This window comes from Thalassospira lucentensis, assembly GCF_032921865.1.
GTDB classification, from domain to species: Bacteria; Pseudomonadota; Alphaproteobacteria; order Rhodospirillales; family Thalassospiraceae; genus Thalassospira; species Thalassospira lucentensis_A.
On sequence record NZ_CP136684.1, the window covers coordinates 3,296,577 to 3,312,443 of the forward strand.

A 15,867-nucleotide genomic window follows, 5' to 3' on the forward strand; every position below is an offset into this window, starting at 1 on the left:
TTTGGGGCGGTTTGGCGGTGCGGGCGCGGGCCGCATGCAGGAAACGCTGCACAACGCGCAATTTACCCGTTAGTGTTGCAGTCCGGTCAATCAGTTAGCGGATGAAACATGCTGTCTTCCATCAGTTTGCGCCATATGCGGGTTTTTGTGGCGGTTGCCGATCATGGCACCTTTACCGCCGCGGCGGAGGTTTTGGGGCTGACGCCATCGGGGCTGACGGCGACGATCCGCCAGTTCGAGGATGTGGCGGGAACGCCGCTTTTTGATCGCACGACGCGACAGGTGACGTTAAGCGCCACGGGCGCACGGTTTTTGCCGACCGCCCGCCGGTTGATCAGCGAATTTGAAGAGGCGCTTGGCGATCTTGATGCGCTGTCCAAGGGGATTGGCGGGACGATCCGCATTGCGGCGGCCCCCTCGGTCCTGACGCGCATTCTGCCCGGCGTGATCAGCCGGTTTGTCGATGAACATCCCGATGCACGGCTTCGCCTGGACGAGTTGAACGCGGGCGAGGTGCATGAGGCGGTGGCGCGCAACGAGGCGGATTTCGGCATTGCCGGGGAATGGCATGCCCTGCCTGATATTGCGTTCAGTCCGCTGTTTTCCGACCGGTTCGGGGTGCTGTGCCGCCCGACCCATGCCTTTGCCAAACGCAGCGCGATTGCGTGGTCGGAACTGGCCGATCAGGCCTTTGTCGGGCTGGGCCCGGAATCCGGCACGCGCGCGATGATGGCGGCACAGGGAAGCTTCGCTGGTGAGGCGGGTGGTGCTGGTGGCGCTGTTGGTGCCACTTATGCAGGTATTGACCCGGCGGAGGTCGCGGCATCGCCTGCGGTGAAGCGGGCCGCGGCCCTTGGCCTGCCTGAGGCGCAAATGGCCTTGCGCCGGGCGAATGCCAGCGAACGGGCGATTGAACGGGTGGCGAAGGCAGCCCTTGCGAAGCGTGCGGAGGACGCCAAAAACGGCGGCCGTGCGGCGGACGGATCGGGCTGCACCATGATCGACCCGATTGCGCAATTGCGACCGATTGTCGAAACATCCAACACGATCACGCTGGCCGCGATGGTGGCCGAAGGGGTGGGGATCACCGTCCTGCCGGAACTGGCCGCGCGCGTCGCCGACCTTGCCGCACCCGGCAAGCTGGCCTTCGTGCCGCTGTGCGAGCCCGTCCGCAAACGCCCGATTGGCATCATCACGCGGCAAAGCAGAAGCCTGTCCCCGATTGCGCGGATCTTCCTTGCGATGGTGATGGAGCAGGCCCCCAAAATGGATTTGCCAGCGGCGATTGAGTGGGGGTGAGAGGGAGTTTGGAAAAGAAGTCTGCCTTCCGAGAGGAGGGGTGGGAACCACGTTATCTGTAGGCGGTGGTTTTATGTCGCCAAATTGTAATGTGGTGTAGATCTGTGCTGGAATAACACGTTAAAGTTGATTTTAATTGCAGTTTAAGGTTGAGAAGAATATTGTCAACTCTCCTTGAGCTAAAACCTTTAACATGTGAAGGGGGCGATTATGACCTCTATTTCGGGATTCCTGGCGAATAGCTATTCCTATCTATCTTCGAATGCCGGGCAAAAATCGTCTGTTTCTTCGAAGTCGGATAATAGCCACGCATCGTCAGAAAAAGTGGCCGAGCAAGCCCAAACCAAGGACACGCCCGCTCCTGGATCTCTGGCAAGTGCAGCCGCAACTGCCCGCGCAAAGATTGATGCCGGCTATGCCAAGCTTGGTGTGACCGGTACCTCGCGTACAACGGCGGATGAATGGGACAGTATTGGTTTTCCGGATTTCGACCGTCAAATGCTTTATTCGGTTACAAGTAATGAAGGCGGCATGTTTACTGACGTGGAAGTCAACGCGGCCAAAAATGAAATAGCGAACAGAATTTCGGACATCATCAATGCAAACGATCCGCTTGCTGATAATGGTACAAAAGCGTATCGAGCCATTCTGGATTTTTATGATGCGGCAAGTGACGACGAAAAGGCATCTTTTGAATGGGCAATTGCGCGGGCTTCTGCGGAAAAATCGTACGTCTTGAGTGGCGGGACGGAGAATGTCAGTACGGGCGACCGGGTTGTGGACAAGCTGGTCGAGGCCTGGGATCAGGTGATTGCCAGAGGCGGTACTTCAAACGATTTTGCGAATATGCCGGCCTATCAAGAGGCGTTGACATGGTGGGCGCAGGATCACGGTGCCGCGCCGCGTTTCAGTTTTAACGTGTAACGATAATGCAAAAGGCGCAGGTTCTATGCCTGCGCCTTTGGTCATGAGATATTGGCTGTACCTACTCGTCGACAGTCAGCGTTACACTGAACCCTCCGTTGGATCCGTTTGGTATTTCCCCGATATCCGGGAACGACGTCAAGGTGTACGTGCAATGTGCACCGCCGTATCGTGTGACATTCACTTGGGGGGCTCCCCAGCGGAATACTCCAAGGCTGAATGTGGTGAACCGTGAGACCACGAAGCGGCAACCAGCGCTGGACCCACTTTTCATGTACTGGATGCTACAAGAGTGAGCACTAGATGAAGTGCTTTGTAATGAAACCGTTGTTGTATTTCCGGCTGTAAGATTCGGGAACGAGTAGCTCGTGGCAGCACACCCGGCGGGTGAAGAGAAAGTTGCCGTATCGCTAAAATTGTTTTGAACGGTAACTACTGCGGTCGGGTTTGCAAGGGCGCTGCTAATCCCCAAAACAGAAACGGTTGCTGCTGCGGCAAGTGTCCGGCAGGTCTTCTTCATGGAAAACATATTACCACCTGTATCTTATTGGTTGAAAAAGAGACTCGATGTGCGCACAATAAGAACTACAATCTTTAATTGTGCTCGTGTCAATTGAAAATAAATGAATATTATAAACGTAAAAAGAGTAGTTAAAAACTATCGTGAGGGGCAGCGCGTTTTGCGCATTCTGAGTGATGTCTCTCTGACCATCGGGCGTGGGGAGTTCTGTGCGCTTACCGGACCAAGCGGGTCTGGTAAGACAACTTTAATGAACATGATCGGTTTGCTGGATCGTCCATCAGACGGAAAAATTTTGATAAATGGCACTGATACGACGGTATTGAATGCTGATGCGGCATCGAAGCTTCGCAGCAGGGTGATCGGTTTTGTGTTCCAGTCCTTTCATCTCCTGGCGCACTACACGGCATTGGACAATGTCGCCTTGCCCCTTGTTTACGCAGGTGTCGGGAAGAAGGAGAGGCGGGAACGTGCCGAGAGTTTGCTATTCGATGTCGGCTTGGCCGACCGAATGTATCATCGCCCGGGGGAGCTTTCCGGCGGGCAGCGGCAAAGGATCGCAATTGCCCGTGCGCTTGTCGGGACCCCGTCGCTTTTGCTGGCGGACGAACCCACGGGGAATTTAGACAGCCGGGCTGCAAATGACATCATGTCTATGCTTCTGCATCTGAATGAAACTCTTGGGCTGTCTGTCATAATTGTAACGCATGATCCTCTAATTGCCGGGCAATGTTCCCGAAAAATTACCATGCGTGATGGCAGAATTTTGGATGACGAGGCGTCTGAGCGCTTCGGTATGAAAAACTGATGGCGGCAAACGAATTGACCGTCTTTCGAGAGGTGATACTGGAAGTTGCCGGAAACCTGACATTGTTAAAAGGCAGAACGTTTCTAGCGTTGCTTGGCATTGTCATCGGTACGGCAGCAGTTATCACGATGCTTCATCTGGGGCATAACGCGAGGGAAGCAGCTCTGCGTCAGTTTGAGACCTTGGGCATGGATCAGGTGATGATGCAGCCGATATCGGAGGGCAGCACCGTCCCTGATATCTCTTTGGCGGTGGTAACCGGGCTTCCAAATCAAAAGATCGGAATTAGCAAAGTGGCGGCGATGGTTCAGTCCGGAACGTCAATCCGTTTTGGTGGCGTACAGATTCAAGCCATGGTGCTTGCAGCTACCGAGGAAGTATATTCCATCGGGAAGATTGATCTTTTGCAAGGCCGTCGCACATCCGATCTGGATGGCGCAAATTTATTTGCTGTGATTGGCGCTGGAATTGCATCGGAAATGAAAAACGTATCGGGCCTTCCGGTGATCTCAGGAGACAAGATACGTGTCGGTTCCCAAGTTCTGACAATTATCGGTTTTCTGAACGAGGCGGTGACCAGTCCGATACTCGGTGTCGACTTCAATAGGTCCATCATTGTCCCGTTTGCGGCTGCACGCAGGTTGTTGCCCTCAGCCAGTATTAGCGGCGTGGCGGCACTTCTTGCACCCGGATCGGATGATACTCAAACGGCTAAGGCCGTTGCGGAATATTTTGATAGACGCATGCCTGACGGGACGATGCAGGTGAGAACCGCGCATCAACTGATTGACAATATTGACAGGCAAATGGGCATTTATGCGGCACTGATCCTAGGCATTGGTGCGGTCTCCTTGGTGGTAGGGGGCGTGGGGATCATGAACGTTATGCTTATGAGTGTCCTGGAGCGCCGTCAGGAAATCGGGTTGCGGATTGCTCTTGGTGCGCGGCGTGGACATATCCGTTTGATGTTTTTGTGCGAGGCACTGATTCTGTCGTTCGTTGGAAGTGCCATGGGTACTCTTGTGGGCTATTTGACCGGATGGATATTTGCCACCGGTTCGGGATGGCGGTTCGAACCTGCACCTATGACATTACCTGTAGGCGTTGGGATGGCTATTGTGGTTGGGCTTTTCTTTGGCATTTACCCCGCTATGCGTGCAGCTCGTCTTGATCCAGCAGTTGCTCTTAGGGGCGAATGATGCAGTGGGTTTTGATTTTTTTGACGATACTGCTGTTTTTGCCCGAAACGGTAATGAGTGAAACGCAGGGAAGCGTTTTCAATGAGCCTCAGTCTGAGGAAACATCGCTTACGTTGGCAGATGCTGTCTTTCTGGGGGTGCGGGACAATAGAACTATAAAAAGTGCCTATATTGATCGTGTCATTCAGAAATTCGATCTCCGTGTAGCAGAAGACCAGTTTACGCCGCAAATGAACGTATCGGGCGAGGTTGCCAGAAGTCGTATCGGAAACGCGGAGAATACAGCGTTCGATGTTTCGCCCGGTGTTACGCTCGAAACCAGAACAGGAGCTGTTTTTAATTTTATCTGGAACAATCAAGCGGAGCTTGATGAAGGAAGTCGAACACTTACCTCGGCACTTGAGGTCGGCGCAGAGCAACCGCTTTTGCGAGGGGCGGGTTCCGATGTTGTGACAGCACCGCTGCGTCAGGCCCGTTTGGGGGAGAAGGTCAATCAGTTACGACTGAAGGCGACCATAGCCGAAACAGTTGGAAATATTATCTTTGCCCATCGGGATTTGCTGCTTGCGCAGGAAGAATTGGCACTTGTGCAAAATGCAGTTTCACGTGCTGAAGACTTATTGAATATCAACCGCACTCTTATCGCATCCGGGCGGATGGCGGCAATGGATGCCGTCCAGACCGAGGCCGATCTGGAGGCGCAAAAGCTCAGACTCCTACAAGTTCGTCAGAGACGCGAAATGGCCCGTATTGCCTTGCTTGATCTTCTTAATCTTGAATTAGGCAGCAATATCGCCGCTATTGAAGCGCCCACACCTCAAAAGGTCGATAGCAGCGATATAGACAATCTGCTTCGTATTGCTCTTGATAAAAGGCAGGATTATCTGGGCCAGCTTCTTGTTGTTCAGCAGAGCCGCCTTGGCGTGGTTATTGCCGAGAATGAGCAGCTTTGGGATATCTCGTTATTCGGGCGGGGGCGATTGGGACGAGAGTGGGTGGATGATCGTTCAAATGATAATATTTCTGATGTGACGGCTGGATTAAGGTTTTCCATTCCGGTTAACGATCTTTCCAGGCGCCAGAGGCTGGTGCAGGCGGACACCAGTCAAAAAAGCGCGGAACTGCAATTGATGAATATTCGTGCTGGTATTGAAGCCCAAGTTCGGACGAGTTCTTCCGAAGTTGATCTTTTGTGGCGACAGCTTACGGTTGCCAAGCGTTCACATGAGCTAGCCTCGCAGGCCATCGAAATTGAAAAAATGAAATTGAATGCCGGGCGGTCGACAACCTTTCAGGTTCGCTTGCTGGAAGACAGTTTGCGCCAGAGTGAGAACCAGTTGCTTGCAGCGCGAATTGGATATTTGAACGCCTTGACCAGACTTGATCTGCAGTTGGGAACAACACTTGATACCTGGCAAATTGTACTAAGTGATTGAGTTGGTGGCAATGCATCCTGCGGATCCAAAGAACGTCAAGAATAAACGGAAAAAGAACAACCTTATGCAGTCTTTGCGTGGTGGGAAGATATGGCTTGTGATGATTTTCGGCGTTTTGGCGCTTTGTCTCGCCGGAATTATCCGGTTTTTCCCATCTTCCGAAACGATCCAATCCGAGCCTGCAGAACCGGTAACGGGGGAAGAATGGATTACAGTCAGCGCCCAAGAAAAAACTTTGCAATTGGATATAAACGGCACGATTGCCGCCGGAAAGTCTTCTGTCATTACAGCACCGTTTGACGGCGTGATACGTCAAAGTTCGGTGAAGATGGGGGATCATGTCGAAGTTGGCGACATCCTTTTGGTCATGGATACGACCGAAATCATGCGTCATTATAGAGATGCGCAAGCGGCTTTTTTAAAGGCATCTATGGCCGTTGACGTTTTGGAAAATTGGGATGAGAGTTCCGATGTTCTGCGAGCCAAACGGAGGGCTGAAACGGCAGAGGCATCACTTGCTTCTTTGGAACAGCAGGTTGTGGAGCTTAAAAGACTTCTTGATTTGGGAATTATTCCCCGCAATGAGTATGAGGGAATCGTCCAGAGGCGTGATACGGAGCGTGCTGCCGTTGAGGGGGCAAAGGAAGAATTGGCTGTTATGAAGGCACGAGGAGATCAAGACGACAGATTTCTGGCGCAACTTGAACTTCAGAATGCTGAAGCCACTCTTCAAGACCTTGATCGACAACTGGAAAATACGAGGATTGTAGCCGAATTTCCTGGTATCGTTGTGCGCCCGCCAATTGATGAGGAAACACGCTTACGGGTTTCGCTGGATACGGGAGCGCATGTGACCAAGGGTACTGCCCTGTTTTCTATTGCGGATACCAGTAGTTTTGTGGTGACGGGCACCGTTGATGAAATTGATGTCAATCGTGTAAAGCCGGGGCAACGGGTAATCATCACAAGTGATGTCTTTCCGGGGCAGGAAATTAGCGGAAAAATTATCAGTGTAAGCGCCGAAGCCAGTCATGATGGAAATGGCAGTCGTATACCGTCTTTCCAGGTTTCTGGCGCATTTTCCGTCGATGACAAGAACTTACATCATGCCGTCCGTATTGGTATGTCCGCTCGTATGTCTATTGAGACCCACACAAATACAGAGTCCATTATCATTCCACCCTCTGCGGTTATGCGATCTGCTGACGACTATCAGGCAAGAATACGTCGAGACGGCCAAGTCATGACGGTTCGTATCGTTTTAGGAAAGGCATTTCCATCCGGACTGGAAGTGCTGTCTGGTTTGATGAACGGTGACGAAGTGCAAATATTGCACTAATGAGAAAAGGGACGCCCATTCTTACTGATTGGCATGTTGGGATTAAACCTATTCCTTAACCCCTAATCTATCCACTTGCTCAAACTCCTGCAGATTGTTCGTGACCAGAAGTATATATGCGCGAAAGCGGAGCCTGTGGCGCGATGGACCCCCGCCTGCGCGGGGGTGACGGGTGGGGTTCGTGTTTATATCTCCGCCTTTTAACCCTTCCAAACTGGTAATTCTTCGCATGTGCAACATATCATGAGGGTGGGCGTGGCCCGCGAGTGATGTGCGCAGGAGTTGGCATGAGCGAGAGTGCGAAGAAGTCGACGGCGAAGAGCAAAACCAACGGCAACGGGAACGGCAAGGCCAAGAAGCCGCGCAAGCATATCAGTCTGGCGTTGCAGGGCGGCGGGTCGCATGGGGCGTTTACGTGGGGCGTTCTGGACCGGCTGCTTGAGGATGAGGAAATCACGGTTGAGGCGATTTCCGGGACCTCGGCCGGGGCGATGAATGCCGCGGTGGTGACGTCGGGCTTTGCCAAGGGGGGCTATGAGGGTGCGCGGATGGACCTTGAGACATTCTGGCGCGCGGTATCGGAAGCCGCCCGGTTCAGCCCGCTTCAGCGCAGCCCGATTGATATCCTGTTTGGCAACTGGTCGCTTGAAAACTCGCTGGCTTATATGTGGCTTGATATGAGTGCGCGGGTGTTTTCGCCCTATGACCTGAACCCGGCGGGGGATAATCCGCTGGCCGCGATCTTGAACGAGGTTGTCGATTTCAGGGCGCTGAATGAGAGCCCGGCCAAGCTTTTTGTCACCGCGACCAATGTTGAAACCGGGCAGGGGCGGGTGTTTCGCAACCCCGATATCACGGTCGATGTGCTGCTGGCGTCGGCCTGTCTGCCGACGATTTACAAGGCGATTGAGATTGACGGGGTGCCGTATTGGGATGGCGGATATTCCGGCAATCCGAGCCTGGGGCCGCTGGTGCGCGAGTGCGGATCGGATGATACGGTTCTGGTGCAGATCAATCCGGTCAAACGGCCCGGTGTGCCGAAAACATCGCGCGAGATTGCCAATCGCCTGAACGAGGTATCGTTCAATAGCAGCCTGATGAAAGAGCTTCGGATGATTTCGATCCTGCGAAAGGACATGCCCGACCATGCGTGCGAAGCCAGCAAATGGGGGGCGATGCGGATGCATTGCATCGCAAGCGATGTGATGCTGGAGCTTGATCAATCCTCCAAACTCAATGCCGAGTGGGATTTCATGACCATGCTGCGCGACAAGGGGCGCGAGGCGGCGGCGAAGTTTTTGCGCAAGCATCGGCGCGATATTGGCGAGCGGCCGACACTGGACCTTGATCTGTTTGCGCCGGATTGACGGGGAATTTGGCGGGGTTTGAGGATGTGGCACGAAAGGCTGGATTCCCGCGTGCGCGGGAATGACAGTGTTGGGTAATGTTTTTCCATCCGTTCGTCACTCCCGCGGAGGCGGGAGTCCATGGGGCTGCGGGCTCGGTGGCGGGTTTGAGGATGCGGCACGAAGTACTGGATTCCCGCCTGCGCGGGAATGACGGGGGTGTGTGGTTTGGCGGGCTTGTTTTGTGGCGCCGGGCGGTTCCTCTCGCGCTGCTCGCCAAGCTGTGATCGGGGCTTGATTTCCGATTATCGACAAAGCCGTTTACACCGGATGGAAAGATCAATCCGGAGATAAGCAGATGTTGAAATCGGTTGTTATGGGCGGCGGGATTGCGATGGCGATGCTGGCGGGGTTTGCCGCCCCGTCGCAGGCCGCCCCAAAGGTTATCGAAATCACCCAGGTGCCCTGCCAGTTTCTGGAGCCCGAGGGCACCAACCATCATTACACCAGCACCAAGAAAGCCGATTGCGTCGCGATCAACAAGGAAAGCGGTGATCAGCGCGTGCAAAAGGCCGGCGAGATGACGCTGGCCCCCGGTGATTACATTTTCCGGGTCGCCAATGATGGTGTTCCCTATGAGGTCGGTTTCTGGCTGCGGGACAAGGATTACGACTGGACCGACAAGATCCTGAGCCAGAAGATTTCGGTGTCGGGCGGTGGCCTGTTGCAGGGCAAGACCAAGGATTATGCCGTTACGCTTGAGCCCGGTGAGTATCTTTATAGCTGCCCGCTTAATACCACGCCGAATTACAGGCTTGTGGTGAAGTAACGATTTTTTGCCTCCTCCCTGAAAAACTGATTGGCAGGTTTCCCGTCTCCCCCCTGATCAGATGATCTGTGACGATCCATGGTGATCTGCCGACCTGACCCGCATGTGCCCCCACACATGCGGGTTTCTTTTTGGGCGGGTTTCTTTTGGGCGGGTTTCTTTTTTGCGGGTTTTCTTTGTTTGCGCGAGGTAAGGCGCAGGCGTAGTCTGAGCCCCGCCATCATCAACAACGCCCCGGATCGAGATGCCCCAAAGCGAGCTTGAAAAAATGAAGGCAGGGCAGTGGTATAGCTGCCTTGACCCGGAACTGGACGCCATGCGGGCGCGCGCCCATGAGGCGGTGCATGAACACAGCATCCTGCCACCAACGGAACGCGGCAATATCGCGCCGAAGCTGCGTGCGCTGTTTGCGCAATGTGCCGAGGATGTGCGGATCGAAACGCGGTTTCATTGTGCCTATGGGGTCAATATCCACCTTGGGCGCGATGTGTTCATCAATGTCGGCTGCACGATCCTTGATACGGCTTCGGTGATCATTGGTGATCATTCAATGCTGGGTCCGAATGTGCAGATATATTGCGCGCAGCATCACAAGGACCCGGAACTTCGAAAGCAGCATCTTGAAATCGCCCTGCCGGTGACGATTGGTCGGAATGTCTGGATCGGTGGCGGGGCCATCATCCTGGCTGGGGTCAGCATCGGCGATGATGCGATTGTCGGCGCGGGTGCGGTGGTGACCAAGAATGTCGCGCCGGGCACAACGGTTGTTGGCAACCCGGCGCGCGTGATGGGGGGATAGGGGCAATCCCTATCGCAGGTGTGAGCGGGCGGTTGGCGCAAGGCGCAGGATTTCGCGCGGGCGCCATAGCCATTGATCAAGTTCGGATGCCAGATGATTTTGCCAGTCCGGGTGGCTGGCGAGCCGATCGGAGAAGGTGGCGTAACCCGATGGGCTGTCAAAGCGGGTCAGCCAGACAAAGACGGTTTCGCCTTCGCGGACCGGCAGGCGGGGGAAGCTGTTGGGCGCGGTTTCGCTGATCAGTTCGGCCAGAATATCCGCCCCGCAATCGCGCAAGACAGGGCGCAGTTTTTCAGCAAAGAAAGCGGCAAATTCGGAAGCCCGGCCGGGGGCGAGTGCGCAGATGCTGGCCTCGACAAAGCCGGTTGCCGGGATGCCGTCCGTTATTGCCGGGCGGGGATGTGCAGGTGTGGCAAAGCCGGTGGTGGCATGGGCCGGGCGCAGCAGCAGGACATTATCGGAATTGACCATGGTGCCATTGGCCGCGTCACAATGCTGCGCCCAGACCGGGCCGGTATAAAATGCACCAAGGGCCTTGGCGCGGTCATCCATATCGGCAAAGCCGCGCAGCCAGGCGAAGCTGTTGGCGTCATCAAGATCGCGGAACTGACCGATGACGGACATGCCGCAGGCTTCCTGGCTTTCGATGAATTCACGATCAAACAGATCGATCAGGGCCTGCCGCGTGCCGGGCTTCAGGCGATAACGGCGCAGTTCGATGATGCTGGTATGCATGGTTTGGAACCTTGATTGCAAAACAGGATAAATGACCTGTTTTGATTAACAGGATGTTTGTCCTGTTTTGTCAAGCTGCGATAGGATAGGAAGGCAGAAGGATATGCCCAAATCTGTCAGGAGATCACCAATGAGCGCGCCCAAGAGATCACCAGCAAGCCCGGCACGTTCACGCAGCAATGACCCGGAAGGCATGCGCAACCGCATTCTGGATGCGGCATTCGAGGCGTTTGTCACGCGGGGCTATCACGCGACCGCGATGAACGACATCCGTGATCTGGCCGGGGTGAGCGGCGGGGCATTTGCGCATCATTTTCCCAGCAAAAAGCAGCTTGGCCTTGCGGTTCTGAAGGAACGGGTTGCCGATGCGGTGATGCAAAGCTGGATCGTACCGGTGCAGCAGGCCGACACCGCCAAGGAAGGTATCCTTGCGGTGATGACGGCGATCATTGATGAACTGTCAGCCAAGGCCAAAGTCACCGGTTGCCCGCTTAACAATCTTGCGCACGAGCTTTCGGGCGGAGATCGGGATTTTCAGGTGGCCTGTGCGGCGGTTTTTGATCGCTGGCAAGATGGAATTGCCGGGGCCCTGTTGCGGGATGGCACGGTGCATGAGGCGGCGGAGGCAGGGCGGCTTGCCGGGTTTGTCATCGCATCCTATTCCGGGGCGATGGCAATGGCCAAAAGCCGCCAGGATACTGGCGCGCTTTGCGATTGCCGGGCAATGTTCGACCGGATGATCCCCTGAACCGTTGGGCTACTGGCCGGAAGCGATGATCAGGCGCAGACGGTTGGCAGGTCATATTCACCGCGAATGCGGGTCAGGCCTTCGATGAGTTCGCGACGCCGGGCCTCGGCACCCGTGGTGTCATCGATTTTGGGATCGGCGGCGATGATGTCGGGGTAAAGGCCGCGTGCGGTGTCTTCCCGTGCCTGATCGGAATAGGTGATGGCCTCAAGCCACAGACCGGCAAGCGCATAATCCGCATTGGTGGACCCGGTTGCAGTGGCGGCATTTGACAGGGCGGTGGCGTGATCGCATTTGGCAAGGGCGGTCAGCCCGGCAAAGGCATCATCCCCGATTTTGGCGCGGATGCGATCCTGCTTTTCCTGCTGGGCGGCCTTGAAGGTTTCTTCCTGCTGCGCATCCGCACTCGCCCCGGATATCGCCCCGGCGGTGGCCCCGGCAGCCACCCCGTAGACGGTGGAGCGAGCCGCGGCCTCGACCGGGTTGCCGCCAAAGATCGCGGCGGTCACAAAACCGCCGACCGCCCCCGAAATCGCGCCGACCCCGGCACCGCGCCCGGCATATTCACCGGTTTTCCCCGTGCAGCCCGAAACGGCAAAGGCAAGGACAAGGGCAGTTGCGGGGGCAAGAAAGGGAAAGCGCATCCGGGGGCTCCTGATCATTGGGATTGTCTTGGCCGAGGTTACACCGGAAAACCGGGCAAGGGGAAGGCAAAGCGGGGAGGGCGTGGCGCGGAAGCCCTGTTAACGGCAAGCCGATACGGGAAAATCCGGCGCAATCGGTCGATATGAGAAGTGGCAGTTTTCCGCCAATGTAAACGTTTCAAACATTCATAAAACGGAAACAAATGCGTTATCAGACTGACTTGTAATTTCCGTATGGTGGGGGCGTTACAGGAGTTCTGGTATGTCGTCAAAACCCACCATGCGCGATGTTGCGCGTAAATCCGGTCTTTCGATTGCGACCGTGTCCCGCGTGATCAATTACCCCGGCGAGGTTCCGGCGGAAACCGCCGAAATCGTGACCGCGGCGATGCGGTATCTGAATTACCGGCCCAACATCAATGGCCGCCGGTTGAAGATGACCCATACCCGCACGGTGGGCGTTCTGGTGCCGACCCTTGCCAACCCGGTTTTTGCCACATCGGTGCAGGGGATCGAGCAGGAAGCCAATGAAGAGGGGCTTACGGTTCTTCTTACATCGTCAAATTATGATCCCGAACGCGAAATGGGGGCGGTTTCAGCGCTTTTGAACAATCGCGTCGATGGGTTGATCCTCACACTTGCCAATGCGGATAACAATCCGGTGGTGGATTTGCTTCTGGCCGAGAAAATCCCGTTCGTGTTGCTGTTTAACCAGCCGGAACGCGCCGATATCGCCGCGATCAGTGTTGATAACGCGCAGTCGGCCTTTGACATCACCAACGCCATGATTGCCAGGGGGCACCGGTCGCTTGTGATGGTGGCGGGGCAGTTTGAAAGTTCGGACCGGTCGCGCCAGCGCTATGACGGATTTTGCCGGGCGCTGGATCAGGCCGGGATTGAGAAAAAGCATCTGGTGCAGGTGCGGTTTGGCGAGACCGATCTGGTGGAGCCATTACGCGATCTGCTGTTGGGGCCGGATGCGGTCACGGGGATTGTCTGTTCGACCGACATGCTGGCGATTGCCGCGATCAGCGCGTGCCGCACGCATGGATTATCGGTGCCCGGTGACGTTTCGGTTGGCGGTATTGACGGAATTTCGGTGGGTGGGCTGATCACGCCAAAGCTGTGTTCGGCAGTTCAACCCACCCAGGAGATGGGCCGGCAGGCGCTTGCATTCCTGCGCGGCCTGATCAAGGGGCAGACAAACCCGCAGAGTTTGTTGCTGCCTCATCATCTAAGCGACGGGGAATCCATTGGATCAATCCGTGGATCATCCCGACGCCGTTCATCAACCCGAGTATAGGAAGATCAAAAGTGCGTTTCAAACAACTTGTCATGGGTGCGGCGTTTGCTGTTGCGGCTGCGCAGCCCGCCTTCGCCGAAGATGTTGCGATTTGCTATAACTGTCCGCCGGAATGGGCCGATTGGGGCGGGCAGCTTAAGAACATTGCGCGCGACCTTAAGATCGATGTGCCGCAGGATAACAAGAATTCCGGTCAGACGTTATCCCAGCTTCTGGCGGAAAAGGACAATCCGGTTGCCGATGTTGCCTATTACGGGGTTTCGTTTGGCATCAAGGCCAAAGAGGAAGGCGTTGTTGCCGATTACAAACCGGCCAATTTCGACAAGATCCCGGACGGCCTGAAAGACCCGGAAGGCGCATGGTTTGCCATCCATTCTGGTACGATTGGGCTTTTCGTGAATACCGAAGCCCTTGGCGGGGCGCCGGTTCCGCAAAGCTGGTCGGACCTTCTGAAGCCGGAATACAAGGGCATGGTGGGCTATCTTGACCCGTCAAGCGCGTTTGTCGGTTATGCTGGTGCGGTTGCGATCAACCGGGCGATGGGTGGGTCGCTGGACGATTTCACACCGGGGATCGAGTTTTTCAAGAAATTGAAAGCAAACGACCCGATCGTGCCGAAACAGACCGCCTATGCGCGGGTTCTGTCGGGCGAAATTCCGATCCTGATCGATTATGATTTCAATGCCTACCGTGCGAAATACAAGGACGAGGCCAATGTCGCCTTTGTCATCCCGACCGAGGGCACGGTTGCCGTTCCCTATGTCATGAGCCTCGTGAAAAACGGGCCGCATGCCGATAACGGCAAAAAGGTTCTGGATTATGTGATGTCGGATGCGGGACAGGCCCATTGGGCCAATGCGTTCCTGCGCCCGGTGATTGCATCGGCGATGTCGCCGGAAGCATCCGAAAAGTTCCTGCCGGCCGCGGAATATGAGCGTTCCCAGCCGGTCGATTACGCCAAGATGGCCGAAGTTCAGGCCGGTTTTGGCGAGCGTTATCTGTCCGAGGTGCGGTAAGTGTCGTCGGTTGAACATATCAAAGAGGGGCGTTCGCGCCCTTCTTTCCCATGTCTTTTGCCATCCTCTTTGTTCGGGCGGGCAACGCCGGGGGCGGGAAGCCCGGCCATTCTGGCATTGCTGATGTTGCCCGGCCTGATCATTGTCGCGGCGTTTTTCGTGATCCCGATGGCGCTGGTGGCGATGCGGGTGGCCGATGGCCCCGACGGGCTTGCGACCTATTTCGTGATCCTGACCAATGATCGGTATCTGGCAAGCCTGATCCAGACGCTTGTGATGTCGGCGGGCGTTACGGTGACGGCCCTTGTGCTGTGCGGGATTTGCGGGCTGTTTCTGGTGCGTAACCGGTTTGCCGGGCGCAATGTGATCACCGCCCTTTTGACCCTGCCGCTCTCGTTTCCGGGGACGGTGGTTGGGTTCATGGTGATCATGCTGGCCGGGCGGCAGGGCGTGATCGGGTCGGTCAGCGATGCGCTTTGGGGTGAGAAGATCGTCTTTGCCTATGAGATCACCGGGTTGTTTATCGGCTATCTTTATTTTTCGATCCCGCGGGTGATTTTGGCCGTCATGGCATCGGCCGAGAAGCTTGATCCGCAGCTTGAAGAAGCGGCCCGGTCGTTGGGCGCGCCGACATGGCGGGTGGTAAAGGATGTGATCCTGCCGGGGCTTATGCCCGGTCTTGTGTCGTCGGGGGCGATCTGCTTTGCGACCGCGATGGGGGCGTTTGGCACGGCCTTTACGCTGGCGACCGATATCGATGTGCTGCCGATGGTGATCTATACCGAATTTACCCGAAACGCCAATATCGCGGTGGCGGCGGCGCTCAGCATTGCGTTGGGCGCGATGACATGGGCGGTTCTGGCCGCGGTGCGCGTTTTCGTTGGCAATGGTGCGACATCGGGTACCGGTGGGGGAGCGTGAT

General features: G+C 55.8%; 15 protein-coding genes. 13 read left to right on the top strand and 2 right to left on the bottom strand.

The genetic code is table 11. The annotated features are described in order from the left end of the window. The first annotated feature begins 108 nt into the window (after nt 1–108). From R1T41_RS15940 to R1T41_RS15980, 9 genes are all read left to right on the top strand, one after another. Nucleotides 109–1,299: a LysR family transcriptional regulator gene (locus R1T41_RS15940; RefSeq protein ID WP_317337782.1), complete on the top strand. Its 1,191-nt coding sequence runs from the start codon at nt 109–111 to the stop codon at nt 1,297–1,299. Between the two features lie 210 nt (nt 1,300–1,509). Further along, nucleotides 1,510–2,223 (top strand): hypothetical protein, encoded by a 714-nt coding sequence (locus R1T41_RS15945; protein ID WP_317337783.1) that lies wholly within the window; start codon nt 1,510–1,512, stop codon nt 2,221–2,223. A 623-nt stretch (nt 2,224–2,846) separates the two neighbouring features. Then, nucleotides 2,847–3,551, top strand: a complete 705-nt coding sequence (locus tag R1T41_RS15950) for an ABC transporter ATP-binding protein (RefSeq protein ID WP_317337784.1) — start codon at nt 2,847–2,849, stop codon at nt 3,549–3,551. Beyond that, nucleotides 3,551–4,750, top strand: coding sequence for an ABC transporter permease (locus tag R1T41_RS15955; RefSeq protein WP_317337785.1), 1,200 nt, complete (start codon nt 3,551–3,553; stop codon nt 4,748–4,750). The genes R1T41_RS15950 and R1T41_RS15955 overlap by 1 nt, the downstream gene beginning before the upstream one ends. Next, the gene (locus R1T41_RS15960; protein WP_317337786.1) at nt 4,747–6,186 is read left to right on the top strand and encodes a TolC family protein; all 1,440 of its coding nucleotides are present in this window, start codon (nt 4,747–4,749) and stop codon (nt 6,184–6,186) included. Before R1T41_RS15955 ends, R1T41_RS15960 begins: the two co-directional genes overlap by 4 nt. Beyond that, nucleotides 6,179–7,525 (top strand): efflux RND transporter periplasmic adaptor subunit, encoded by a 1,347-nt coding sequence (locus R1T41_RS15965; RefSeq protein ID WP_317337788.1) that lies wholly within the window; start codon nt 6,179–6,181, stop codon nt 7,523–7,525. Before R1T41_RS15960 ends, R1T41_RS15965 begins: the two co-directional genes overlap by 8 nt. A gap of 287 nt (nt 7,526–7,812) precedes the next feature. Next, entirely contained in the window at nt 7,813–8,892 is a 1,080-nt protein-coding gene (locus R1T41_RS15970; RefSeq protein ID WP_317337790.1) for a patatin-like phospholipase family protein, read from the top strand. A gap of 337 nt (nt 8,893–9,229) precedes the next feature. Then, nucleotides 9,230–9,700: a hypothetical protein gene (locus R1T41_RS15975; RefSeq protein ID WP_247793565.1), complete on the top strand. Its 471-nt coding sequence runs from the start codon at nt 9,230–9,232 to the stop codon at nt 9,698–9,700. A 244-nt stretch (nt 9,701–9,944) separates the two neighbouring features. After that, nucleotides 9,945–10,499 carry a sugar O-acetyltransferase gene (locus R1T41_RS15980; protein WP_317337793.1) on the top strand — a complete coding sequence of 185 codons (555 nt, stop codon included), beginning with the start codon at nt 9,945–9,947 and terminating at the stop codon, nt 10,497–10,499. A gap of 9 nt (nt 10,500–10,508) precedes the next feature. Here the strand turns inward: R1T41_RS15980 and R1T41_RS15985 are convergent, their stop codons facing one another. Next, nucleotides 10,509–11,234, bottom strand: a complete 726-nt coding sequence (locus R1T41_RS15985; RefSeq protein WP_317337794.1) for an NIPSNAP family protein — start codon at nt 11,232–11,234, stop codon at nt 10,509–10,511. Nucleotides 11,235–11,364: 130 nt separating this feature from the next. Between R1T41_RS15985 and R1T41_RS15990 the strand changes: the two genes are divergently transcribed. Beyond that, nucleotides 11,365–11,982, top strand: coding sequence for a TetR/AcrR family transcriptional regulator (locus R1T41_RS15990; protein ID WP_317337795.1), 618 nt, complete (start codon nt 11,365–11,367; stop codon nt 11,980–11,982). A 29-nt stretch (nt 11,983–12,011) separates the two neighbouring features. Here the strand turns inward: R1T41_RS15990 and R1T41_RS15995 are convergent, their stop codons facing one another. Continuing rightward, nucleotides 12,012–12,626 (bottom strand): hypothetical protein, encoded by a 615-nt coding sequence (locus R1T41_RS15995; protein ID WP_317337796.1) that lies wholly within the window; start codon nt 12,624–12,626, stop codon nt 12,012–12,014. 262 nt (nt 12,627–12,888) lie between these two features. Between R1T41_RS15995 and R1T41_RS16000 the strand changes: the two genes are divergently transcribed. Genes R1T41_RS16000 through R1T41_RS16010 form a run of 3 tightly spaced genes read left to right on the top strand, consistent with a single transcriptional unit; the run spans nt 12,889 to nt 15,866 of the window. Further along, on the top strand, nt 12,889–13,929 hold the full coding sequence (locus R1T41_RS16000; protein WP_317337797.1) for a LacI family DNA-binding transcriptional regulator: 1,041 nt from the start codon (nt 12,889–12,891) through the stop codon (nt 13,927–13,929). Between the two features lie 11 nt (nt 13,930–13,940). Further along, the gene (locus R1T41_RS16005) at nt 13,941–14,945 is read left to right on the top strand and encodes an ABC transporter substrate-binding protein (protein WP_139834773.1); all 1,005 of its coding nucleotides are present in this window, start codon (nt 13,941–13,943) and stop codon (nt 14,943–14,945) included. Further along, a complete protein-coding gene (locus R1T41_RS16010; RefSeq protein ID WP_317337803.1) occupies nt 14,946–15,866 on the top strand; it encodes an ABC transporter permease in 921 nt (306 codons plus the stop codon). Nucleotide 15,867: the final 1 nt, after the last annotated feature.